This is a genomic window from Devosia sp. LC5 (assembly GCF_000735585.1).
Lineage (GTDB): Bacteria > Pseudomonadota > Alphaproteobacteria > Rhizobiales > Devosiaceae > Devosia.
This window is the reverse complement of sequence record NZ_JNNO01000007.1, coordinates 21,174-44,204: the sequence shown is the minus strand read 5'-3', so window position 1 is coordinate 44,204 and position 23,031 is coordinate 21,174. Positions and strand designations below refer to the sequence as shown.

At 59.0% G+C, this 23,031-nt stretch carries 22 protein-coding genes and 1 pseudogene; 7 read left to right on the top strand and 16 right to left on the bottom strand.

What is annotated here, in order from left to right; all coding sequences use genetic code 11:
• Positions 1-5: 5 nt before the first annotated feature.
• A complete protein-coding gene (locus FF80_RS04970) occupies positions 6-1,619 on the bottom strand; it encodes a Mu transposase C-terminal domain-containing protein (protein ID WP_035098146.1) in 1,614 nt (537 codons plus the stop codon).
• Positions 1,620-1,783: 164 nt separating this feature from the next.
• Between FF80_RS04970 and FF80_RS04965 the strand changes: the two are divergent.
• From FF80_RS04965 to FF80_RS04950, 4 genes and pseudogenes are all read left to right on the top strand, one after another.
• Positions 1,784-2,095: pseudogene (locus tag FF80_RS04965) on the top strand (SMC-Scp complex subunit ScpB); the annotation flags it as partial.
• A gap of 267 nt (positions 2,096-2,362) precedes the next feature.
• On the top strand, positions 2,363-3,178 hold the full coding sequence (locus FF80_RS04960) for a GH25 family lysozyme (RefSeq protein ID WP_035098144.1): 816 nt from the start codon (positions 2,363-2,365) through the stop codon (positions 3,176-3,178).
• A 613-nt stretch (positions 3,179-3,791) separates the two neighbouring features.
• Positions 3,792-5,030 carry a plasmid replication protein RepC gene (gene repC, locus FF80_RS04955; RefSeq protein WP_035098143.1) on the top strand — a complete coding sequence of 413 codons (1,239 nt, stop codon included), beginning with the start codon at positions 3,792-3,794 and terminating at the stop codon, positions 5,028-5,030.
• Positions 5,031-5,435: 405 nt separating this feature from the next.
• Positions 5,436-5,768 carry a DUF736 family protein gene (locus FF80_RS04950; protein WP_035098141.1) on the top strand — a complete coding sequence of 111 codons (333 nt, stop codon included), beginning with the start codon at positions 5,436-5,438 and terminating at the stop codon, positions 5,766-5,768.
• A 187-nt stretch (positions 5,769-5,955) separates the two neighbouring features.
• On the opposite strand, the gene arsH is transcribed toward FF80_RS04950, so the two are convergent.
• The 11 genes from arsH to FF80_RS04895 all read right to left on the bottom strand — a co-directional run bounded on the left by arsH (position 5,956) and on the right by FF80_RS04895 (position 14,218).
• Entirely contained in the window at positions 5,956-6,663 is a 708-nt protein-coding gene (arsH, locus tag FF80_RS04945; RefSeq protein WP_035098138.1) for an arsenical resistance protein ArsH, read from the bottom strand.
• A complete protein-coding gene (gene arsC / locus FF80_RS04940; protein WP_035098136.1) occupies positions 6,656-7,078 on the bottom strand; it encodes an arsenate reductase (glutaredoxin) in 423 nt (140 codons plus the stop codon). The genes arsH and arsC overlap by 8 nt, the downstream gene beginning before the upstream one ends.
• 47 nt (positions 7,079-7,125) lie before the next feature.
• Positions 7,126-8,199: an ACR3 family arsenite efflux transporter gene (gene arsB, locus FF80_RS04935; RefSeq protein WP_035098134.1), complete on the bottom strand. Its 1,074-nt coding sequence runs from the start codon at positions 8,197-8,199 to the stop codon at positions 7,126-7,128.
• 65 nt (positions 8,200-8,264) lie between these two features.
• Entirely contained in the window at positions 8,265-8,792 is a 528-nt protein-coding gene (locus tag FF80_RS04930; protein ID WP_035098132.1) for an arsenate reductase ArsC, read from the bottom strand.
• Complete coding sequence (locus FF80_RS04925) at positions 8,785-9,141, bottom strand: metalloregulator ArsR/SmtB family transcription factor (protein ID WP_035098131.1); 357 nt, start codon at positions 9,139-9,141, stop codon at positions 8,785-8,787. The genes FF80_RS04930 and FF80_RS04925 overlap by 8 nt, the downstream gene beginning before the upstream one ends.
• Positions 9,142-9,548: 407 nt before the next feature.
• Positions 9,549-10,748 carry an IS91 family transposase gene (locus FF80_RS04920; protein WP_035098130.1) on the bottom strand — a complete coding sequence of 400 codons (1,200 nt, stop codon included), beginning with the start codon at positions 10,746-10,748 and terminating at the stop codon, positions 9,549-9,551.
• Between the two features lie 4 nt (positions 10,749-10,752).
• Complete coding sequence (locus tag FF80_RS04915) at positions 10,753-11,658, bottom strand: site-specific integrase (protein ID WP_035098128.1); 906 nt, start codon at positions 11,656-11,658, stop codon at positions 10,753-10,755.
• A 202-nt stretch (positions 11,659-11,860) separates the two neighbouring features.
• On the bottom strand, positions 11,861-12,601 hold the full coding sequence (locus tag FF80_RS04910; RefSeq protein ID WP_035098127.1) for a helix-turn-helix transcriptional regulator: 741 nt from the start codon (positions 12,599-12,601) through the stop codon (positions 11,861-11,863).
• A 120-nt stretch (positions 12,602-12,721) separates the two neighbouring features.
• Positions 12,722-13,075: a hypothetical protein gene (locus tag FF80_RS04905; protein WP_152558271.1), complete on the bottom strand. Its 354-nt coding sequence runs from the start codon at positions 13,073-13,075 to the stop codon at positions 12,722-12,724.
• A gap of 53 nt (positions 13,076-13,128) precedes the next feature.
• A complete protein-coding gene (locus tag FF80_RS04900) occupies positions 13,129-13,494 on the bottom strand; it encodes a hypothetical protein (RefSeq protein WP_035098123.1) in 366 nt (121 codons plus the stop codon).
• A gap of 13 nt (positions 13,495-13,507) precedes the next feature.
• Entirely contained in the window at positions 13,508-14,218 is a 711-nt protein-coding gene (locus FF80_RS04895; protein WP_035098120.1) for a ParA family protein, read from the bottom strand.
• A gap of 424 nt (positions 14,219-14,642) precedes the next feature.
• Here FF80_RS04895 and mobC point away from each other — a divergent pair, with 424 nt between their 5' ends.
• The 3 genes from mobC to FF80_RS21610 are packed head-to-tail and all read left to right on the top strand — an operon-like array spanning position 14,643 to position 17,794.
• Positions 14,643-15,086 carry a plasmid mobilization relaxosome protein MobC gene (mobC, locus tag FF80_RS04890; protein ID WP_081917255.1) on the top strand — a complete coding sequence of 148 codons (444 nt, stop codon included), beginning with the start codon at positions 14,643-14,645 and terminating at the stop codon, positions 15,084-15,086.
• Entirely contained in the window at positions 15,086-17,551 is a 2,466-nt protein-coding gene (locus FF80_RS04885) for a hypothetical protein (protein ID WP_052153184.1), read from the top strand. The genes mobC and FF80_RS04885 overlap by 1 nt, the downstream gene beginning before the upstream one ends.
• Positions 17,552-17,563: 12 nt before the next feature.
• Positions 17,564-17,794 (top strand): hypothetical protein, encoded by a 231-nt coding sequence (locus FF80_RS21610; protein ID WP_152558270.1) that lies wholly within the window; start codon positions 17,564-17,566, stop codon positions 17,792-17,794.
• 30 nt (positions 17,795-17,824) lie between these two features.
• Here FF80_RS21610 and FF80_RS04880 read toward each other — a convergent pair whose 3' ends face one another.
• The 4 genes from FF80_RS04880 to FF80_RS04865 are packed head-to-tail and all read right to left on the bottom strand — an operon-like array spanning position 17,825 to position 23,031.
• Positions 17,825-19,960 carry a type IV secretory system conjugative DNA transfer family protein gene (locus tag FF80_RS04880; protein WP_035098118.1) on the bottom strand — a complete coding sequence of 712 codons (2,136 nt, stop codon included), beginning with the start codon at positions 19,958-19,960 and terminating at the stop codon, positions 17,825-17,827.
• Positions 19,944-20,969 (bottom strand): P-type DNA transfer ATPase VirB11, encoded by a 1,026-nt coding sequence (gene virB11 / locus FF80_RS04875; RefSeq protein WP_052153183.1) that lies wholly within the window; start codon positions 20,967-20,969, stop codon positions 19,944-19,946. The genes FF80_RS04880 and virB11 overlap by 17 nt, the downstream gene beginning before the upstream one ends.
• The gene (gene virB10 / locus FF80_RS04870; protein ID WP_035098115.1) at positions 20,969-22,228 is read right to left on the bottom strand and encodes a type IV secretion system protein VirB10; all 1,260 of its coding nucleotides are present in this window, start codon (positions 22,226-22,228) and stop codon (positions 20,969-20,971) included. The genes virB11 and virB10 overlap by 1 nt, the downstream gene beginning before the upstream one ends.
• Entirely contained in the window at positions 22,228-23,031 is an 804-nt protein-coding gene (locus tag FF80_RS04865) for a TrbG/VirB9 family P-type conjugative transfer protein (protein ID WP_035098113.1), read from the bottom strand. The genes virB10 and FF80_RS04865 overlap by 1 nt, the downstream gene beginning before the upstream one ends.

Genomic DNA, 23,031 nt, shown 5'->3' with positions numbered 1-23,031 from the left:
CCAGCTCAATCTGTATCCTCAACAAAGGGTACAGGTTTGCTGGAGTCGACACCGCGGAGCGAGCCCCATCCCCGCTCATCCACTTTCGATTTCGATAACGCTTTCCCTCGTCGTGCGGACGCAGTCTTCTTGGCTGCCGCCTCGACCAATTCTCGCTGCGCGATGACGGTGCGTACGATGGCGCGGGAATCGACCTCACGGCGGCCTTTCGCCAAAAGGGTCCGCCGGGCGGTCACTGCTTCGTGCAGGGTGACCGAAGGCAGCGTCAGATCTGCATAGCGGGCTTCCACGAAGTTTCCTGAAGGCCGCCTAATGAAGACGCGCGCCATATCGCGTGGATCGTATTTGACAAGCAGACGCCGGTCGGAACGTCCGACGTCGGCGCTGAGGGCTGCGGACCAATAGCGCAGGCCGAACATGTGAATGCCGGTTGGCCGCAAAGTGCGTTCCTGCTCGGGTAAGAAGGTGAGCCAAAAGCGGAGTCTATCTTGCGGCAGTCTGAGTGGAATCTCGCCCTCGTGCTCCCGCCAGACTGCAATCGGCGGGCGGGCCAGGGTACCGTGGATTGACTGGTGATAGGAGCCAACAATGTCGAGTGCAATGTATCGCTCGAGCTCACGCAGGGTCAGCGCCGCATGCCGTTTCGAGTCATACTCGCCGACCTCCTGCGCATTGCTGAATGTCGTGCCGGGCAGAAGGTGCAGCTTTCCCATCTGCGTGCCGATCAAACGCTCGATGTGACCACCGAAGCGCGGCTCGCCCGGGGGGCGCCAGTCAATCGCAATGCCAGCATCATCGCATCCGCGCTTGAACGCCCGACTGCGGAAGTCTGCGCCGTTGTCGACGTGAATCGTTGTTGGCAAACCGGCGACAGGCCAGGGTTCCGTGATTTCGCGTTCTCTCAGCCATGCCGACTTGTCGAAGACTGAATGGAGCAGGCACAGGCTGGTGGACAACCGGGACGGAGCGTCCATCGTAAGATAGAAACCGGTCACCATACGACTGCAGACGTCCATCGCCAGCGTCAGCCATGGTCGGCCGAGTGGCAGCCGGGTCTCTTCATCGACGACGAAGACGTCGGCCTTGGTGTGGTCGATCTGGACTACATCCAGCGGGCGGGAAGCGCTGAAAGTCCCGGGGACAGCCGTTGTCTCCTTCACGATCTTCTGTTCACCGCGGCGCCGGGCGCGCTTCTGGAGGTCAATATCCTCGAGGCGAGCCACGATCGTCCGGCGATGCGGCGGTTTCATTCCAACCGAAATGCAGCTTGTCTGTACGTCCCGGACCAACTGCGAAATGCTCGGTCTGGTTCGCTTCAGGTAGTACGCGCTGATTGTGGCGCGGATGACTTGTTCTCGCCTATCGTCGAGGACACGGTGCCCCTCTGGCCGGCCGCGTTTGCGATCGACCAGCGACAGGACAGTTCCGCCGCGGCGAAACATCTTGATTAAACGATATGCCGTTGCCTGGCTGAGACCCAATTCCGCTGCAAGTTCCGCAACGTCGCGGGACGTGGTGCCGTCAGGATGGCCCTTCAGGAAGTTGCGGATCGCATCCGCCCGCCGGCACGCTTCGTCCCAAAGCGTCTGGTCGATCTCGTCGGGGAAAGGGTCGGTCATGGCTAGCTCGCGAGAGAAACACCGCGGTCCCCATTCTCACATTAAATGACAAACGCCAAGGCAGATTCGCAAATTAACGGCTCATTCTCAAATTAAGTGCGCGAGTAACATACTGAAATCGTTGAGGTCGGATTCGCAGAATTAAATGGAAAGCGACAGCAGGGGTGTCGGAAATCTTGGGCCGGGAGGTGTCGCGGGACGTGATCGGGGCGCTGCGGGACAAGAACATGATCACTGCGGGGCCGCGCAGCCCGACGCCGGGGGCGCCGTTCACCTATGTGACGACCAAGGGGTTTTTGGGATATTTCGGGCTCGATACGTTGCGTGATCTGCCTGATTTGGAGGCATTTGAAGGAGCGGGATTGCTTGTGAGAAGTGATGAGGCACCCGTCGAACTACCCGCGACCTTGACGAAACAAGACCGCTATAATGCGCACGATGTTACGGGCGTCGAAGATGACTCAAGATACGGATAGGACATCGGGGCCTGAATACACCGGCGTCAAACATGGCATGTCCGAACTCCCGTGGAAATCCACACTACCTATATTTCCTCTTGGGCGAACCGAAACGGAGTAGTCAGCTTTCGCGACGACGTCTGCGAGTTCGATATGGCCGGAAAGGTGAGCTCCGAAGCGTGAAGCCAAAACATCTGAGATTGTTGGCCTGCGAGTGCCGCCACCCGCAGCCTTAGCGACTGGGATGATCGCCTTTCCTATCGCTTTGACCAGTGGAGCCGTACAGTGAAGCTGCCATACTCAAAAAGAGGGTGGCTCTCTGCCCTGTTTCTGGCTGCTGTGCTCTCAGCATGCTCCTCAGGCGCGGGTCTCTATGACCCTATACAAGGTGATAGCCGTCCCCATTCCGGGGTTGATCGCGCACGCGCCCTGCCGATACAGGGTATTGACGTCGCCCGTTACCAGGAGAACGTGGACTTCGCGGCTGCAAAGGGTGACGGTATTAGGTTTGTCTACCTGAAATCGACCGAGGGCAAGGACTATATCGACCCAAACTTTCTGCGCAACTGGGATGGGGCCCGGCAGGCTGGCATGCCCCGCGGCGCCTATCATTTCATGAACTGGTGTTCTTCAGCGGAAGAGCAGGCTGCATGGTTCACCCTGATGGTACCCAATGACGCCGACGCGCTGCCCCCAGTGCTGGACCTCGAATGGCAGAACGGCTCGCGCTGTCCAAACAAGGCCAGTCGCGTGGACACACTGGCCAAGGTCAGGCTCATGCTTGACGCGATGGAGCGGCATACCGGAAAGCTACCGGTCATTTACACCGACATCAATTTCCATCGCGACATCATGGAAAACGAGTCGTTCCCCAACATGTTTTGGCTACGCTCCACCGCAAACGAACCGCAGGAGCGGTACGTCAACCGCACCTGGACTTTCTGGCAATGGACGCAGACCGGTATCGTACGCGGTGTACGCGGTGACGTGGACCGCAATGCGTTTTTCGGTTCGGAAAGCGATTGGCAGGTATTCCTCACCACCGGATGCGACGTCCGAGCGGTCGAGACGCTCGCGCCCACCGGCCGGTGCCAGCGATGAACCCCAATTCGCTCCTGTCTGTTCGCTAGGCGGCCGTGCATACCCCCACACGCCTGTTACCCGAGCTGCTGGGACCGCGCGCATCCAAGTGGCGATTTGCGGGCCTTCACCCTGATCCCGTGCCCTCGCACGGGCTCCCACGGCGACTTACGACATAGGCCAATTTGCGCAAGCCAATTCCGGCCAGCGAGCCGGCCCTTGTTATGCATTTGGATCTCCAAGACACGCCTAAACCACAAAGGTATCAACAGACCCATCTGCCTTGCCAAATGAGCCATAACACCGCCGAAAAGCTGTAAATTTGACACTTAGCCACACCTTGAAAGATTCTGATTAGGGTAGTGCTAGCGCGAAAATGTTGCAGTTCCTCCGTTTGCATGTAAGTTCTTCGGACGCGAATCCTCACCTACCTGACGGATCCTTCGCTGCATACAGCATTTGGAGATGACCAACCGGCACAAACGAAAACCGCCCCGGAATGAACCGAAGCGGGGATCGTCGTAAAAACAGAATGTGGTAATTCTTTCTACGGCTTCCCCCTCCACCCGTCAAGTCTTTGGCGCCATTTCGGCGATCGATTTCGCGCGCCTGGTCATAACTGTTGGAGACAGTTTTGACGAACGATCAGAAAGGCCGGCGTCAGACCGACGCCCGCGCCCGCTATAGAAAAATGGCCGACGAGGTCGAGCTAGGCACGATCACACGCTCGCATCTGCAAGTGCTGGCGAAAGACCTGCCGCAGACAGGGTTGGTCAACTCGACTGAAGCCCTGTTGCTAGTGACGCTGGTTCACAGCGCCCCCGCCAAGCAATTTGAGCCGGGCGGCATGCCCATCGTCTTTAAGTCTAACGCGACCCTGGCCTTCGAGATCAGAAAGTCGCCAAACCACACCGGGGCGCTGCTGTCTCGGCTATTCGATGCCGGCTTGGTCGCCATGCGCGATAGCGGGAACTATAAGCGCTTTGCCCGCCGCGACGAGGCTGGCAATCTAGCCAGCGTGTCAGGCATCGACTTGCGCGTTCTGGTTGCGCGTTATGAGGAGCTGAATGCCCTCGTGGCATTGGCTCGCAGCGAGCGCAACGCCAAGGAGGCTGCGTGGAGTGAATACCGGGGAGCGGTACGCCAGTTGCACCTGGTGCTAAGCGGCGCCGAGGATTTGGCGGGCCGCATCCTCGCTAGCCTAAAAAGCAGGTTCGACACGATCCTGGCCAATGCCAGCAAGAGGTCACCGGCCACGCGGATCGAGCAAGCGACGCGGCTTTGCCGCTGGCTTGCTGAACGGGCCTACGGCCTTCGTAAAGGGCGAAAGGAGGCACCGGTACTGAGTAAAATCATGAGCACGATCACGGAAAATCGTGACCACATACAGACTACAAATCTCAACCATTCAGTATCTCGTAGTGAAGACAAGCGGCGTCCGGCTCACGCCGGACAAGTTGACTTGAATGGAGCGAGCTTCGCTCGCTGGGCTTGGGATGAAAGAGGGGGCGATACAAAATCCAGCCCGAAAGCACCAGCTGAGCCAGCCCGGCCTATGCAAATAAAAACCCTGACGGCGGCATGCCCCGCCCTGGCAATGTGGCTGGGCACAGTTCCGACGAGTTGGCCGGCCTTGATCGATAAATACCCGCTGTTGTGCTCGCTGGTCGGCATATCACCCGACGCGCGGGATCTGGCGGCGAGAGTTTTGGGTCAAAGGGGCGCGGCAATGGCCGCGGCTCTCATCATCGAGCGTCGTGAAGCGGGCGAGATCAAATCCGCTGGCGGATTCATGCGGGCGCTGATCGATCGGGCTTCCACTGGCGATTTGCACCTTGAAAAGTCGATTTATGCCCGCGCCAAATTCGGCTAGAGATAGCTTAGTTGTTTCTACCGTTGGCCTTCCACAGGCTGCAAAAGGAAGCCGTATCGAGAAGAAGTGCCAGAAACAGGCATGATACGGGTTAACCGAGAACACGAATTACCTTGTTAGCGCCATCGTATTAGGTTCACAGTGCCGTGGTGACTTGGCAACATCGTTCGATTTGGACGAGGTGATGGGATTGCGCTCTCGAAAGGGGCGTCAGCAATTTGAACTTGTTCGCAGAGCGTCGTCAAAAATCGAGCCCGTCAGGCCAGAAATTTCCCCGCCTGCCGGCTTCCTCGCGCTACAATTTTCAGTCCTTGTGGGCTTCTCCGCTTCGCTCCGCCGAGCGCTTTTTGCCATATCCGCCCTGCGTTAACGGCGACATTGCAACCGCCCAATAGGAGAGCGAAAATGACCATCACCAACTTCATCAAGTTCGATACCGACGATTTCGACAAATCCACCGGTACCGGCCTGGTGTCCACCTTGGACCGCGACCTAGACATTAAGGTTGTGCCCTTCACGTCCGATAATCCCAAAGCTCCATCACACCGAGTTTTCGCGAAATCTCCACGAGGCCTCGACATCGAAGTTGGCGGCATCTGGAAGAAGACCAGCAACGACAAAAAGCCCTACTACACTCTCAGCATTAAGGGCATTAAGCTCAACGCCAATCTAGGCCGTTTCTCTGGCCAGGACGACGAGCAGATTCAGGCGATCATCCCCTGGGACCCGCAGGACTGATGCAGTCCCTGTCCCGGCGCTACGGCGCCGGGCTTTCGACCGGTAGGGCCGCTTGTGTATGTAGATAGATCGAACTACATTCGTATAGGAAATATCTACATAGGTGCAGCGTGCCGTACCCGATTATCTGGGTGACGCCGAGGGCCCAAATGGCGCCGGCGTTGGAATGGGTATCGGCCATCGTAATCTAGATCGACTTCAGGCCGACCCGCTCCTCGAGATTGGCTGCCGCCTCCTTGCGCTCGCTGTAGCGAGAGGTCAGGTAGCCGGACACGCCGCGGTTGATCAACGTGAACTTCACCAGCTCTTCCATGACGTCGACTACCCTATCGTAATAGGATGACGGTTTCATGCGACCGGCCTCGTCGAACTCCTGGAAAGCCTTGGCAACGGACGACTGGTTCGGGATCGTCACCATCCGCATCCAGCGCCCTAGGATACGCATCTGGTTCAGGGCGTTGAACGACTGCGAGCCACCGGACACCTGCATCAATGCGAGCGTGCGACCCTGCGTCGGACGTATGGCACCGCCCGGCAGAGGTATCCAGTCGATCTGAGACTTCAGCACCGCCGACATGGCGCCATGACGTTCCGGCGATGTCCATACCTGTCCTTCAGACCACAGCATGGCCTCGCGAAGCTCCTGCACCTTCGGATGGGTATCGGGCGCATCGTTCGGCAGCGGCAGGCCGTTGGCATGGAATATCCGAACCTCGGCGCCGAATGCCTCGAGCAGACGCTGCGCCTCCAAGGTCAGGAATCGGCTGTATGAGCGTTCCCGCAGTGAACCGTAGAGCATAAGGATACGCGGCTTGTGCTGCAGGTCCGGTGCGGTGAGCTTGGAGAGGTCCGGGACCTCGAAGGCACCGGGCGCGATATTGGATAGATCAGACAAGCCGTTTGCCTTCGGCGTCTAAGATGACCTCGCCGTCTTCCTTGGTGAACGGCCCGATGTTGGGATTCTCCAAGATGTCGAGCACGACCTCGGACGGACGGCAAAGGCGGGTGCCGACCGGAGTTTCGACGAATGGACGATTCAATAGGATCGGATGAGCTTGGATGGCATCGAGCAGCGCGTCGTCGGTAACGTCAGCACTCGAAAGCCCGAGATCCTCATACGGCGTATCCTTTTTCCGTATGGCGTCCCGCAGCGGCATGCCGGCTGCCGATACCAGCTCAACGATGCGGTCACGGTTTGGAGGCGCCTTGAGGTATTCGATAACCGTGGGCTCGACACCCGATTGCCGGATCATGGCTAGTGTGTTGCGCGAGGTGCCGCAGTCGGGATTGTGGTAGATGATGACAGTCATGGGCATTCCAGATGGTTGGGTTCGTCGGCGGGATTGCAGGGCGACGCTCAGTTGCCGGTGGCCAATCCTGCAGAACGCGGGAAGTATCGGCGACCCAGCCACAGGGCCAAGTGGACCAGCACGACGAGCACCGGCACTTCCACCAACGGTCCGATGACCGCAGCGAAGGCGACCGGCGATGCCAGGCCGAATTCAGCGATGGCGACGGCAATGGCCAGCTCGAAATTGTTACCGGCTGCGGTGAAGGCGATCGCCGTCGAGCGCGGATAGTCCTTGGCGATCCACTTGCCCATGAAGAAGCTCACCGTGAACTGGATCAGGAAATAGATGGTCAGGGGCACGGCTATGAGGAGGGCATCGAGCGGCAGGCGCACGATATCTCCGCCCTTGAGGCTGAACATGGAAACGATGGTGAACAGCAGCGCCAGCAGGGTGATCGGGCTGATCCTTGGCAGGAAGACCTGTTCGTACCAGTCGTTCCCCCTGGCTCGGATCAGGAAGAACCTTGTCAGGAAGCCGGCAAGAAACGGGACGCCGAGATAGATCAGAACTGCTTCGGTGATGGTCCAGAACCCGACGTCAATGACGCTGCCTTCAAGCCCGAACAACGGCGGCAGAACAGTCAAAAACAGCCAGGCGTAGGTGGAAAAGAACAGGATCTGGAAGATGGAATTGAAGGCGACGAGCCCAGCAACATACTGGTTTGAACCGCCGGCCAACTTGTTCCAGACCAGCACCATAGCGATGCAGCGTGCCAGGCCGATCAGGATCAGACCCGTCATGTATTCGGGATGGTCGCGAAGAAATATGACTGCCAGCAAGAACATCAGAACCGGTCCGATGATCCAGTTTTGGACAAGAGAGAGGGCCAGCACGCGCTTATCGGAGAACACCTCATGCAGCGCCTCGTACTTCACCTTGGCGAGCGGCGGGTACATCATCAGGATCAGGCCGATGGCGATCGGGATATTGGTCGAACCGACCGACATAGATTCGAGGGCGACGGGAAGACCAGGGATCATGGACCCCAGGGCCAGGCCCAACGCCATGGCCGCGAAAATCCAGACCGTGAGATAGCGGTCGAGGAAGGAAAGGCGCACCGGCGCCGCATTGACTGACATGGAGGAGTGATCCAGTTGTTCGGCGGAAAAAACCGGCTTCGCGGCCGTAATCTCTGCGTGCCCCGTCAGGCGACGTTCGACGACTTTGTGGTGGTGCCGTCCATGCCGCCGATGCCTTCGAGCTTCGAGTTGAGCGCCATACGGTCGATGCTGGCCAGTGGCAGGTTGATGAAGGCACCGATGCGTTTGCGGAGATAACGCAGGGCGTCCTCGAATGCGGCACGCTGCTTGAACTCGGGGCCTTTAACGGCTGCGGGATCCTCGATACCCCAATGGGCGGTCATCGGCTGCCCAGGCCAGATCGGGCAGGTCTCGCCCGCGGCGTTGTCGCAGACCGTGAAAATGAAATCCATCTTCGGCGCACCCGACCCGGCGAATTCGTCCCACGCCTTGGAGCGGAGGCAATCTGTCGGGATGCCGACCTTTGTCAGTGTTTCCAGCGTCATGGGCTGGACGACACCCTTGGGACTGGACCCGGCGGAGTAGGCGCGGAAGCGACCTTGGCCGACATGGTTGAGAATGGCCTCGCCCAGGATGGAGCGAGCGGAATTGCCGGTGCAGAGGAACAAGACGTTGTAGACGCGGTCAGACATGGCTCGACTCCTTCGGAGAGCAGCACGGGGTGAATTCGGCAACAAGGGGTTCGCACAGCTCCGGGCGACCGCCGCAGCAGTCCTGGACCAGGAAGCTTGTGATCTCCCGCACCCGATCAACCACGGCCCGATAGACGATCGACCTGCTGTGGCGCTCGGCTTCGATAAGTCCGGCTCGGGTCAGGATGGCTAGATGGGTGGACATGGTGTTCTGCGGCACCTCGAGACGACGGGCGATCTCGCCAGCCGCAAGGCCATCAGGCTCATACTCCATCAGGAGACGGAACGTATCCAGACGGGTGCTTTGAGACAGGGCAGCAAAAACATCGATGGCTTGGGTCGATTCCATATATCGAATATTATCGATCTAACGGTCGAGGGTCAAGCACTCCGGTTTTCGTTGGGCGGCCATTTCGTTTCCGAATGGCCGCTTTCAGGCTTCCGCAAATAGTGGCTGAGAGTCTGAAAAGGTGAAGGGTTTGGGATGCCTCTTGGCGTCGCAAAGCCACCCATGCAGGAACCCGCGGCCCGCATGCTTTGCGCTATGGGGTTTGCTGTTTTGGTGCAGTTGGGCGGATGCCAATAGCTGAGGCGCCAAGCTTTCCAGGCGCGCCCAGCGGTCGGCGGTCAGGCCTGTTGAAGGCGCGGTTGTAGGCGCTTTTCGTGGGGTCGGCGTGCCTGGCGCCGGTCGCCGCGGCGCTGGGCGCGCACCATCCCATCGGCCGGTGACGTGGCGCGGCCGTATGAACAAGCAGGTCATGCCGGGTCATGGATGGTCTCCCGGTTCGGCTGTCGCGCTGCAGGTGGCGCGCGCGGCCTACAGCCCCGGGCGAAGGTCTCGATGATCACCATGGTGCCGCCACAGCACGGGCATGGCGGGCGCTGGTCTGCGGGCTCTTCGCCTGGCGGTTCTTCCGGTGGAGGCGCGACCGCAAGTAATGCACGGGCCTGTGCAATGCAGTCCTTGCGGGCGGAGCCGGCAAGTAGGCCGTAGTGCCGGATGCGGTGGAAGCCGCGCGGCAGGATGTGGATCAGGAAGCGGCGGATGAACTCGTTGGCGGCGATCGTCATGACCTGCTGCCGGTCGGCACCGCCGCGGCGGTAATCCTTGTAGCGGAAGGTCACCCCGGTCTGATCGAACGCGATGAGGCGGCTATTGGAGATCGCCACCCGGTGGGTATAGCGGGAGAGATAGGCGAGGACAGCTTCGGGCCCAGCAAAGGGCGGCTTGGCATAAACCACCCAGCGCTTTCTGCGGGCCGGCGCGAGGTGACGTTGGAAGGCACGGCGATCGCTGAGCCCTGCCATCCTGCCGAAGAAGGCGAGCCGGCCGGCATCGTGCAGCTCGAGCAGCCGGGTCAGGAACAGGCGACGGAACAGGGTGCCGAGCACCCGAACCGGCAGCAGGAACGCCGGTCGGGATGAGATCCATCGCCCATCCGGTGCAATGCCGCCACCCGGCACGATCATGTGGATATGGGGATGGTGGGTCATGGCCGACCCCCAGGTGTGCAGCACGGCGGTGATGCCGATGCGGGCGCCCAGGTGCCGGGGATCGGCGGCGATCGTCAGCATGGTCTGCGATGCCGCCTTGAACAGCAGATCATAGATCTGCGCCTTGTTCTGGAAGGCGATATCGGCGATCTCTGCGGGTAACGTGAAGACGACATGGAAGTAGCCCACCGGCAGGAGATTGGCCTCTTGTGCTTCGAGCCAGGCACGTGCTGCAGCGCCCTGGCACCGGGGACAGTGCCGGTTGCGGCAGGAGTTATAGGCGATGCGCTGGTGCCCGCAGTCCGTACAGGCCTCGACGTGACCGCCCAGCGCAGCGGTGCGGCAGGGCTCGATCGCCGACATGACCTTGAGCTGGCCCAGGCTCAGATGCCCGGCATGGGCGAGCCGATAGCCAGGACCGGCAGCACGGAAGATATCGGCGACCTCGATGGTGGCGCGCACCGGTTCAACTGGGCGGCGTCTTATCTTCCATCAGTTCCATCAACCGGTCGAGTGGCCCGGCGACCGCGTGGATCGTGCGGGTCGAGACCTTGGTATAGAGCGCGGTGGTATCGAGCTTGCTGTGCCCGAGCAGCACCTGGATGACGCGGATATCGACGTCCTGCTCAAGCAGGTGGGTGGCGAAGCTGTGCCGCAGCGTGTGCGGGCTGACCCGCTTGCGGATGCCGGCGACCTCGGCCGCCTCCTGCACGGCACGATGCAGCTGCCGCGACGAGATCGGATCGGTGCAAGAGCGGCCTGGAAACAGCCAGCCATGCGGCAGCATCACGCCCGACTGCTTGCCCTGGCGCCACCACAACCGCAGCAGCTCCAAAAGTTGGGGCGAGAGCATGGCGTTGCGGTCCTTGCGCCCCTTGCCCTGCTCGACCCGGATCAGCATGCGGGTGCTGTCGATATCATCGACCTTGAGGTGGGCAACCTCGGAGACGCGCAGCCCCGCGCCATAGGCAACACCGAGCGCGGCCTTGTACTTGATGGTTGGCGCCGCCTGGAGCAGCCGGGCGGCTTCCTCCACACTCAGCACATCGGGCAGCTTGCGCGGATAGCGGGTGATCACCAGCGCGCGGGCCAGATCCCGCCGCTTCAGCGTCACTTCAAACAGGAAGCGCAGCGCCGAGACCGCGCCATTGATGGTCGCCGGTCCGACGCCGTTCTCATGCTGATAGAGCTGGAAGCGGCGGATATCCTCGGCGTTGGCCGCGTCGGGAGTGCGCCCAAGAAACGCGGCGAAGCGCCGAACGTGCCGGATGTAGTCCTGCTGGGTATGCGAGCCCAGCCCGCGCATCAGCATATCCTGCTGCATGCGCTGACGGAGCGGTGTGACGGGGGCGTCGATTGAAGGGGTAGCCATGGGGAGTTCCTCTCGTTGAAGGGGACTCCATGGTCAGATCAGGTGCCGCTCGACCAAAAGCCTATAATGATGCCGCGACCGCGCCGCCCGCACCCCTCCCGCGAAGCGGGTTCGTGCATGGGGGGTCGGGAGTAGACATGCGGATCGAGCTCGGCTGGTATAGGCTGGAAAACGCTAGGACGGGATAGCAGCAGCCGAAATGCTACCTGTCCGTTTCGCTTACGTCGTCGCCGGCACCCGATCCGTCATTGCGCTTGCGCCGTTTGCGCGGGCCACGTTTGGCTTTTTCGGCCAGGATCAGCCCTTTAACGTCTTCACTGGTCAAGCCGTTCTTGTCCATCAGCTCTTTTACGTCGCGGACAATTTCGTGATCTGCTTCGTCCCGTTCGCGCTGTGCCAAGTCAGCTATGAGTGAAACATAGGTCAGAATCTCGTAAACGTTTTTAGCTGGCAGCCTCATGATCGTGCTCACGAGCTTACCGCGGGCTTTGGCTTCGGCTTCGCTTTTTCCGAAGATTTGCGGAGCGACATGGGCCAGGACGTCGAACATTTCCGGGCCAAGAATTTCGATCATGAAAATCAGGCGTGTGACGCGTAATTGGGCCTCACGCCGTTCTGCGCGCCCGTAGAATTGTTGAGACAGCCCCAGCAATTCCGCCATTTCCTCTTTTGAGATATTGGCGTTTTCGCGCGTGGCCGCCAAGTGGTCCGAAATACCTTTCTCCATCTCCTCGGAAGACGGAACAGGTAAATCCGTTTTTCTTCGGTAGATTGTGCGGTCGGTTTCCGCGTCGAAGACGGGTACCAATCCCTGCAGTTTGATGTGGCGCTCGATCTCTTTCACATCAATGTCCCGCGATGCGTCGTCATTCGCATTAGCTCTTTCCAAGGTTTCGGAGTTGTAGGCCTCCAATGCTAAAGAGGACAACGCCTGGTAGCCCATATTCTTTCGTGAATCGCGCGAAAGATACAGTGCTGACGCTGGGCTGGCTGACAGGTTGACTAAGCGAAGGCCGGAACGCGCTAACCAAATAGCGCTGTAGAGACGGCCGGAGCGTCTGACTCACGTTGGCTTAATCTCCTTGAGGCCAAGCATTGACCACCGATCCAAGGTTTTTCTGAATGTGGCTTCTACTTTGCGGGGCGTTTCCACCCATGACAGATTCATTGTCAATAAGCAGACCATATCGCTGCCAATCGACAAACAATTGTCGACGTTGATGCTCGAGGTGTCGCCGGCCTTGGGGGCCGGCCATCTTGAGAACTCAAAAAGTGCGACCAATACTTCCGGGCCGCTTGGCCAGGCGGCTGCCGGCGGCCTTGGCGCCATTTGTGCAGCCATGCCGTTGACGGCTTGTGCGAGCGCCCCGCCGGCGAAATTCGAGCTGGTCATGATGGGCGACAGAAAAACACCCATCAAAAGTCCGACCGCAAGCCCCGTGAAGAATATTCGCCCCGACTTCATGACCGCTAAAAGCCATTCTTTTCGAGATACTCATCGAGCGCTGCAATGACGATCTGAACGCGTGGCACCTTTGACGCATAATTGGCAGCATCCAGCCGCGCCTTCAACTCAGGCGCCAGGAGGAGATTGACCGCCCCTTTTGAGTTCGGCCGCTCAGCAGCCTTCAGATCAAACAGCGAACCTTTTTTTATGGTAGGCGCGGCGTCGGCCTTCCTCGGACGGATCTCCTGGATGACATCCTCAGCGGTTGGCTGGGGTGACTGCCCTGGCTCGTTGGGAGGTGACGTGAGATTGTCTTGAGGGCGTCCGGTGGAAGCGGACTTGCGTCGCATGGTGGGCACGCTATCGAGCAGTTCGTCTTTACCAGCCACTTTTTGGCCTCCTCTAGGCGGTGATCTTGGTTTTGCCGACCGCAAGGATTTGGTCGAATTCGGTGACGAACCTCTGGACCTCAAGTCGGGCCTTCTTGATCGTTGGATTAAGCTCGATGATCTGAAGCGGGCCTAACCCGTTTCGGAGTTCCTTGTAGATGTTGCGCGAATAGAGTTCCGTCTTCAAAATCCGTGTTGAGTAGCCATCCTCTTGGAGTTTGACGATAAAGTTGTGCAGGGTGGCGTAGGCCGACAGCGACTTTTGGACTTCGGCCAGCTCGGTGACATAGGTGACGTGGGGGATTTCTAGTCCAAGTTCGTCGCTCACCTGGGCCACGTCTGCCGCAACGACGGACATCGCCTTGACTTCATCGCGGCCTATTTTGACCGGTGTTGCCACAATGTCGGATTGGCGCAGCACTTCTTGGTTCACCGCGCCTTCGGTGCCTGGGGCGTCGATAATCACGTAATCGAATTTGCCGTGAGCGAGCTGAACCTCCCGCGCAACTGCAGCTTTGGTCAACGCCGTTGTGACCGTCATAAACTCAGGACCATTGCCGCGGCGGATAGACTCGGAAAACCAGTCGGAAAACCGCTGGGTTGGGTCTGCGTCAACCACGAGCACTTGGTTTTCACGAAGCGCGTATTCGCCAGAGGTCAAGATTGCGCCAAGGGTTTTGCCGACGCCGCCCTTGCCACTGACAAACGAAATCACCTTCGCCATTTATCTTCCTAACGTCGTTCCAGGCAAAGCTGGTCGCTGTACCCTTTTGGTCGAATGGTGACCTGGTGAATCCAAATTATGCAGGTCTGCGAGACTGGTGACCATCATACTGGCATTTAACCAGTTGAGCAAATCTGCATGTCTGGTGAACTGGTGGAATGGTGTTCTGCTTTTCATCAATTTGTCCGAAACCAGTTCACCGGAAAACCAGGACATCTAGAGGTCCACGCCGGGCTCTCTTCAGTGCATCTCTCCGGCGCATCACCGATGTGGCTCACACTGGACGTAGTGGGAGAATTTGGTAGTGCTAGGTGAGTGTTTCCTTTGGCAGGATACGCATGTTTGTGGTACAACATGCTGAAAATCGAGGGACATGCCCTCGGTTTGGCCCGCTGGCGGGCGTTGAAGGCGAGGCTGAGTAAGAATGGCTCGACGCAAAGGAACTGCCAGCGAGAGGGATGGGGCCGCAAAGGCGGGCGCCCGGCGCGACCCGACCGGCGAGAAATCCAAGTCAGAAGTGGTGCGGGTGCGCGTTAGCGGCAGCGAATTGCAGCAGATCGAGGCGGCGGCAGAAGCCGCAGACTTGACCATTTCAAGCTTTATTAGGTCCCTCAGTCTGGAGGGAGCAGGGGTAAAGCCCTTCCTGTCCTACGAGGACAGGAAGGTTTTCGCAGCTTTGGCGGAGGAATTTCGGGCGGTTGGCGTCAATCTCAATCAGATCGCGCGGGCGATCAACGCCAAGCGCGAAGTGCATCCAGACGAGGTTTTGATGGCCTTAGGCAACGTCCTGACCATGACAGGTGTCGTCGGTTTCGAGGTTCGAGAGCTTGCCAAGCGCGGTCCAAGCCGGCGCCGGGAGACCGTGTGATGGACTTAGCAGCGTTTGGCAGTGCGGCAAGCCAGCTCCGGGAACGGTTGCGCGCCGAGGTAGAGGACGAGCGCCGGCGCAAGCGCTTGATGCAATTGCAGGACCAAGCTGCCCCAAAAAGCTCTGTCGGGGTCAGCAGTGGGTACAGCGGCGGCGGGCGGTCACCAGGCACGCCGATGGTGCAGCGCGCGCCTAGCAGGCCGACGGCGGTGCGCTACGCGGGCATAGCGAAGGGCAGTCAGTCCGCCGTGGTGAAACTGGCATCCTATGCTGGCGGCGCTAGGGCAGGGGCCATGTTGGACTACGTGTCGCGCGAAGGAAGTTTGCGGGTCGAAAACGAACGGGGTGAAAAGCTGGGTCAGGCCGGGGACAGGGCCAAGATCCTCGAAGAATGGGAACCGCTGATGGATAATCGCGCCCATAGCAAGGACATGGCCAGCTTCACCCTGCAGCTCGAGGGCGACTTCGCTGGTCTATCGGATTTGGAGTTGTGTGAGGTCGGCCGGTCAACGTTTCATGGCCTTGTGTCGTCGCGCACTGAAGACGGCGAGGATCGTCACAGCTTTGCGTTCGGCATCGAGCGGCAGGGCGGCGGTGCGGCAGTCATGACCGGCCTGATGGTCCTGCGCAGTACAGGCGGTCTCCGTCGCACGCCTGATGCAAAGGGCGAGGGAATGATTGCCCGCGCCATTAGTCAAAACAAGCTCGACCTGCCGGCGCAGCCTAGCAACTTTCGGTTCGTCGGCTACGGCAACGGTGTTGAATACGGCACCCATAAACTGCGTGATCTGGTCGAGGAGTTTGACGGCGGCGTCACAACTGATCGTGGGCGCGCCATAGCGGATCAGAAGCAGGCTGGTGACCTGGTGCAGCGCGAGTGGCGCAAGGAGCTGCATAGTCGGGCCCCGCGCGATGTGATGCATGTCATCATGTCTGCTAAGGCGGGGACCGATCCCGAGGCTTTCGAAAGCGCCGTGCGGGGCTTTATGGCGCGGACTTTCGGGGAGCAGAGACACAAATATGTCTTTGCCATGCACGACCCCGCGACGGATCCCAAAGGGGCCAACGATGGCGGTAAGCGGCCTCACGTCCACGCCCACGCGATCATCACCACCAAAAACGAGCATGGCGAGCGTCCGAGGAATGGGCCGGCGACCTTCCGCGATTGGCGAGAAAATCTGGCGGAGCATGCGCGGCAAAATGGCATTCAGATGGAAATGACGGATCGGCGCGATATCGCCAGTGCACCGGCATATACGAAAAACCAAGTCCGACCGGTCAGCCGGAAAGGACGCACGGAACACGAAGGGACGAGCCGGCCGGCTCATGCCCGCTATATCGCCAAACGCGAAGGGGCGCGTGTCTATGCGAGCAGTCCGCGGAGCCAGCAATATCGCACCGAGGCGGTCAGCACCTGGGGCGCTTTGGCGCTATCTGCCGATAGTAAAGTTGCACAGTTCGCCCGCGCTCAAGTCGAACAAATCCGGGGCATTGAGACCCACGGAGCGCAGGTCATCAAACTTGATGAGCGCCGCGAAGGCTCTCCCGCCTTTACCAGGCATATGGTATCGTTGATGGCACTCATTTCGGAGGAATCCAGCATGTCCGATGGCGCGCAGCAGGATATCAGAACCAAGCCAGAATTTGAGCAATATGAGAAGGCCGTTGGGGCCGCGATCTTCAAGGCAGAGCGCGAGATAATCGACCCCGAGGAGCGCAAGGCCCTTGATGAGCTCACTCAGTCGGTGCGCGAGGTTGTCGAAGCTAAGCGCGTCGTTGTCGAAACCGCGGCCGAGCTGGTCGAACACGCGGAACTACGGGCTCAAGGCGTGGATGTTGACGAGGGTCGCAGGCAATATCGTGACGCCGTCGAAAAGCATGGTGCTGACGACGTCGATGCTGGCATTGCGCTATTGAAAAATATGGATCGCGCGCAGGATGCCTGGATAGAGGCGGGAGAGCCGAAGGACCCAGATCATCCGACAACAGCCATTTTCTCTGCCGAGCTGTCGGCCGTCATCAACGCAGCGCGCGACGGAAACACATATCTGGCTGAAGTCGTTCAAGAAACAGAGGTCCTACGCGAGCTCGATCAGGAAAATGAGCGCGGGGACGAGCCGGCCGAAAGCGATGGCAGCGAGGGCAAATCCGTTCCGCTCCAAGCCCCAGAGGGGAATGCGAAGACGAGTGCGGCTAGTCAGCCAGCAACCACGACTGATCGGCATATTGCAGAACCAGACTATCAGTCCGGCGAAAATCACGATGACCGTGAAGCAAACGACAATACCCGTCAGCTGCACGAACAACAGATGCGCGTTGACGGGGCAAAACAATCCCCGGAAAAAGGCCGCACGGAGCAGGACGCTCGCAAAGAGCAGACGAGCAGCGACCCGGCTGGTCAACAGGTTCCGCGCCAGAATGAGCAGCAGCGCGAGCGTGATCGCGATGATGACTTAGACCGATAGGGGTAGGATTTCATGAGAGATCAGCAGCAGCAGCATATTTGGGCAGCGCAAGAACAACAAAATGCGGAGATTGCTGCCAGCAATCGGCGGGCTAGCCGTGAAAGTGCCGCCTGGGATAAGGCTCATCCAGAAGCAGCTGACCGACGCGGTTTATTCTGGCTGATTACTATTGCAGTGGTCTCTCTAATCCTGCTTTGGGCGCACTACGGCCCGATTATTCGGGACGCGATCTACGGCGCCTAGCAATGGAAAAGGAGCCAACTGGCTCCTTTTTTAAGCGGGAACGCTGTCCGCCTCGGCGGCACTTGTTTCCTCAAGTGATAGCCGAAACAGATCCTCAACTGGGCGGCGACGAGGTTTTCCGATTTTGGTGACGGCCACGTCGCCAGTTGCCTTAACCTTTGCCTTTACGACCTCAACAGTCGCCAGCTTGCTTTCAAGGCCTTCATCGGTCACGTCACGAATTTTCTTTGCTGCCCGCACTTTCACCTGTCGCAACGGGACGATTTTGGCGGCGGGCTTTTTCGCGCGGGGCGATCGTTTGACGGTCGTCGGAGGTGACTCGGCCGCAACGATATCGGCCTCATTGGTCTCTGCAGCCGGCTTTACGGCGGGAAGGACGGCAACAACAGGCGCCTCGACCGGGGCAGATTGGGCAGGTTGTTCAGCTGGTACTGGCGATGCTGGTGGAGCGATCGGTTCGGCCTCAACCTGCCTCTTGCCATATCCTTCAGCCAGGGCCGGGACAGGAAGCCGCTCGCGAATTTCGACGTGGGGGACTCCCGGTCGATGCGCTTCCCCATAAGCGGCCGCTGTCTGGAAAGGCTCCATCTTAAAAAAGCGGACCTTCTTGGCGCGGACTGGTTTTTGGCCTTCGACGAGCAGCACCAAGTCCGTCTCCGGTAATTGGCGGACCTCTTGGGGCATCATTAGATCGCGATCACGCATCTGCTCGATGCGCGTCCGTCGGTTGAGACCCATGACCTCAATCTGGCGGGATTCGGTTTGGTAGCGGATCGTCTGCTTCCCAAGCGCCTTTGAAACATAGTCAGCCGTCGCCTGGTCGTTGGCGCCGAGAATGAGCTGATAGCCGCAATTGCCGAGCAGCGAATGGCGGGCTGTCTCACCGTAGATTTCGTCCAAGTTTTTCAAATCCTGGATGATGAAGGCCATCTTGATCTTATAGCCGGCCACATATGGCAGCTTGTTCATGACCTCGTCGACGCGACGGAGCTGACGAAATTCATCGAGCAGAAACAGCATCGGGATCGGGTTCGGCCGCAGCTCCCGCGTCAACAGATCCATGGTCTGTTGAATGAACAAGGTCAGGAGGGGTTTGAGCAGAGAAATGTCGGTAATTGAGGGGGCCAGATAAATGCTCACTGGCCGTTGTTGAAGCCCAGCCAAATTAATGTCGGTCACCGAGGTGGCCGCCACAATGCGTTCATTCATGAAAGGCTTCATTGCCTTTTGAATGTCGATCAGCGCCGATGCGGCCGCGCGATCGGAAAGGGCCAGGTAAGCGTTGAAGCTCTCGATGGTGAAGCGTGACAAATAAGGCTCTGCCGCGATGATCGTCCGCAGCAGCTCCTGCAGGTTCACGCCGCAATTAAGCAAGGAATTGACCTCGCCAAAATTGCGCCGACCCTCGTAAAGCGGGCTTTCCAGCAGATAGCTGATAATCCCGCCGATGACCTGTTGCGCCAGCCCTTGCCAAACCGCGTTATTGGAATCGGATTGCTCAGGAATGAGGATCGAGGCGATATTCTGAATGTCGGTGGTGCGCGTTCCCCGGTCCTGCCGCACAAAATCGAGTGGGTTGTAGCGATGCGTTTCGGCGGCTCCAGGCGAGAACAAGAAGACCTGGTTGCCTTGCTTTCGGCGATAGCCGGCCGTTGCGGAATACACTTCACCCTTTAGATCGGTGACGATCATCGATCCCTGATGTTGCAGCGCGTTCGGGATCACATAGCCGGCGCCTTTGCCCGAGCGGGTAGGGCCGATCACCAAATGATGCCGATCGTCATCACGACGAAGGTATTTGCCGGCGACGACACCGAACACATGGCCCTTTTTACCAAACCATTTGCCCATCCGAAGATCTGGCATGGTCTGGAACGATGCGTCGCCCAACGGGTTCTTGGGCCTGCGCAAGCCGATGGCGCCGACGATGCCGGCGACGAAGAGGGCAGGGAGGGCCGCCATTCCAGCAACACCCTGCAAAGCGGTGTTGGTGCGGAAAGCAGAGAACTGTTCAGCAGCGATCAATGGCCGTTCAGCCAGTGTCAGCATGAGAATATTGGGATCATCGTAGACGCCCCACATAATTGCGCCATAGGCCAGCAACCAGACGGCAAACCCGATCACGAGACAAAACAGCCCGAGCAAGACCTTAAACAGCATAGTCATGCTGTCGCGCGAAGAAGATTTCGGAAACGCCGCGCTTGCCGCCGTCGCGCCGAAGCTGGATCACGACCGGGATGACCATATGCAGGTACGACAGCAAATCGGCCTTGCTGAAGGAGCCTGCCATACCGCCTTGCATGATCATCATCACCAACTGCTCATAGGCGCCCTGAGGGGTATCCGCGTGGACTGTCGACATCGAGCCAGGGTGTCCGGTGTTGATGGCGCGCAAGAAGGTGAATGCCTCTGCACCACGAATTTCGCCGACGAAAAGCCGGTCTGGCCGCATGCGCAGGGACGATTCGAGCAGGCTTTGAATGGTGACATTGGCGGTTCCCTGATCGCCCTTTGAGGCGATCAAGTGAACGACGTTCTTTTGCGTTGGGAACAGCTCGCGCGTATCCTCGAGGGTTAAAATCCGCTCGTTGGGATCGACACTTTTGAGGCACGCATTGAGAAATGTCGTTTTCCCGGTCGACGTGCCCCCACTGATCAGGATTGAGACGCGATTGCGGATGGCGGCATCAAGGAACTCATAAATCCGTTGCGCCTGAAGATGGCCGATCAAGTCATGATCGAGCTGTGAGAGCCCACCAAGCGAAACGGCAACCTTGTCGAGCGAGCCATTGTCCCGGTATTCCTCCAGGGTAAAATGCTGTGTCACTTGCTTTCGGATCGAGAGCGTTCCTCCATCCGGGGCGGCCGGCGGCAAGACGACTTGAATGCGCTCCCCAGTTGGCAGGGCCGCGCTCAGCAAAGGCCTTTCACTGTTGACGAACTGGTTGGTATAGGCCGCGACCCGCTGCGCTATCTGGCTGATCACCTCTGCCGTTATCGCCGGAATGGAGTGAAACTCCATATGGGCTTGACCTATGCGCTCAACAAAAACGTGCCCTGGTTTGTTGACGGAGATTTCAACGACGGCCGGGTCGTCTAGGAGGCTTCGAAGGGGCTCCAATGCCTGTTCGACAACATAGAGCAGGGTTGGCAACATCGACGTAACTGAGGACATTATTTCCGCTCACTAACGATTTGGCGCATTGCCTCCGTTATGGGGTCCTCGTACATCGCCGCAAACGAGAGGTCCTGGCGCACATAGACGAAAACCCGCTCGCCTTGATCTATGCTGATCGTCGGCTTGAGGTTTGAATTGGCCTGGATCTCGCTCGAAATGAAATCTGCCATGGTTTGAGCGACGCCATCGGCCGCTTTTTGCCTCGCGCTACGATCATCATCTTCGCCTTCTTCAAATGCAGGCTCGCCGCTGGAATCAGTCAGATAATTGATGCCGCCGCCCAGAACCGACAACATCAATGCCGAGGTGAAACGTTCCTTGAACTTGGTATCGATAAACCCGGTCATGCCGGAGCGGCCCAGGCTATCCGAGCCCATAGAATTGAGCCGCACGGACACTCCATCGGAGCGGATCAGACGAGACCAGACCACGAATACCCGACTTTGGCCGCGGGTGACTTCAGACTGGTATTCCCCAATCAGGCGAGAACCGATCGGGATCAGAATGCGGCGGCCATCGAACGAATAGACGTCCTCGTTGACCACAGCACGGATTTGCCCCGGCAGGTCGCTATTGATGGCAGTCTCGAGCAGGCCAGAAATCATCGTGCCTTCGGGCACAAGGGCGTCAATCCGCTCAAGGGTGCGTGCGTTTGCGCTACGATCCTCTTGAGAAATCGAGCTTGCGAGATATTGGCTTGCTGAATCTGTGCCCGATACAATAGCAGGCGGCGTGGCATTGCCATCAAAGGCTGCAGGTTCGGACAGGCCCTTATCGGGCGCCGAAACGTCCATCACGACAAGGCCGGACAGGTAGCGTTCGGGAAATTCCTCTTCGACCACTGGCGCCGGCTCCTGCACGATCACCATTGGCTCAACCACTGGTGGCGGCGGAACCATGGGAGGGGGCGGAGGTACGGTAAATTCGGCTACATCGGGCTCAGGCTCGTCAGCCTCAACCGGTGGAGGGGGCGGCGGTATGACGACGATATTGGGCTCTACTTCCGGCTCAGGCGTGGCCTCCGCTGTATCTCGTACGAACCCAGGAGGGGAGAATGTCTCGGTATTGAAGGCTTCCTCAGATTGGAGCATGTCGCGCGGTGCGGTGTTGCCCGCTGTGAAGTTGAGGTAGAGAGCGCCAAGGCCCACCAGACCCAGCAGGCCGAAGCCCAAGAGCTGCTTGCCTTTGGCGCCCCGGTCAGCAACGACGCTTTCGCCGCTGCCTTGGAGAGCTTGCAGTTCAGGCGCGCGTTCCATCAGTTGTTGCTCCCACTGCGCGTCGTCGCTGTGGTGTCGAGAACGGGCGCGTTGATATAGGGATCGGGTGCGGCGATATCGGGCACACGAAGATTAAAGATGCAGGTCCATAAGTCCCCTTCGCGCAGGGTGAATTGGGCAGCCGTGCCGTCGACCACGATGTATTCCCCCTCACGCCGGAAATTCACCAGCGATTCCGTGAAGTCGAGGTTGACCTTGAAGATTGCCGGCATGCGGCCGGCGAAGCGGAAAAAGGTCATCTTGCCGTCGTCAAAAACTTCGACGGGCTTGAGCGCATCCTGGCCCGAGAAGGAGTAATTGATGTTGAGGTTGGCCTTGTCGATGTTGCTGATCGCAGGATTGGCCGCGCGGATCGTAGCTTCTTCGCGAAGCGCATCGTTGAGCGCATTTTCAGGGTAATTGAACTGGATACCGAACACGTCGCCGTTGCCGGGCGCCTGGTCGACCAGCTCTAGGAAATAGATGCGCTTATCGGTGACGATGTTCAGGTTGGTGGGCACGTCGCGCGCGATCGGCTTGACGAACAGGATGTTGCCCGCAGCTGCTGGGACGATTTGCCAACTCTCCGTATCACCCAGTGACAGGGTCTGGAACTTTTCAGACTCGTCAAAAATGATCATGGTCGAAATGCCATATGCCGCGCGGACCTTGACCACATTGTTGGCTTGGTAGGTCACATGTGTGACACGCTGGTCTAGACGGCCCGATTGCGGGGTCTGCGCTGCAAATCCCTGTGTCAGAAGGCCGGCCAGGGCGCTCAGGATGAGGATGATACGCTTCAT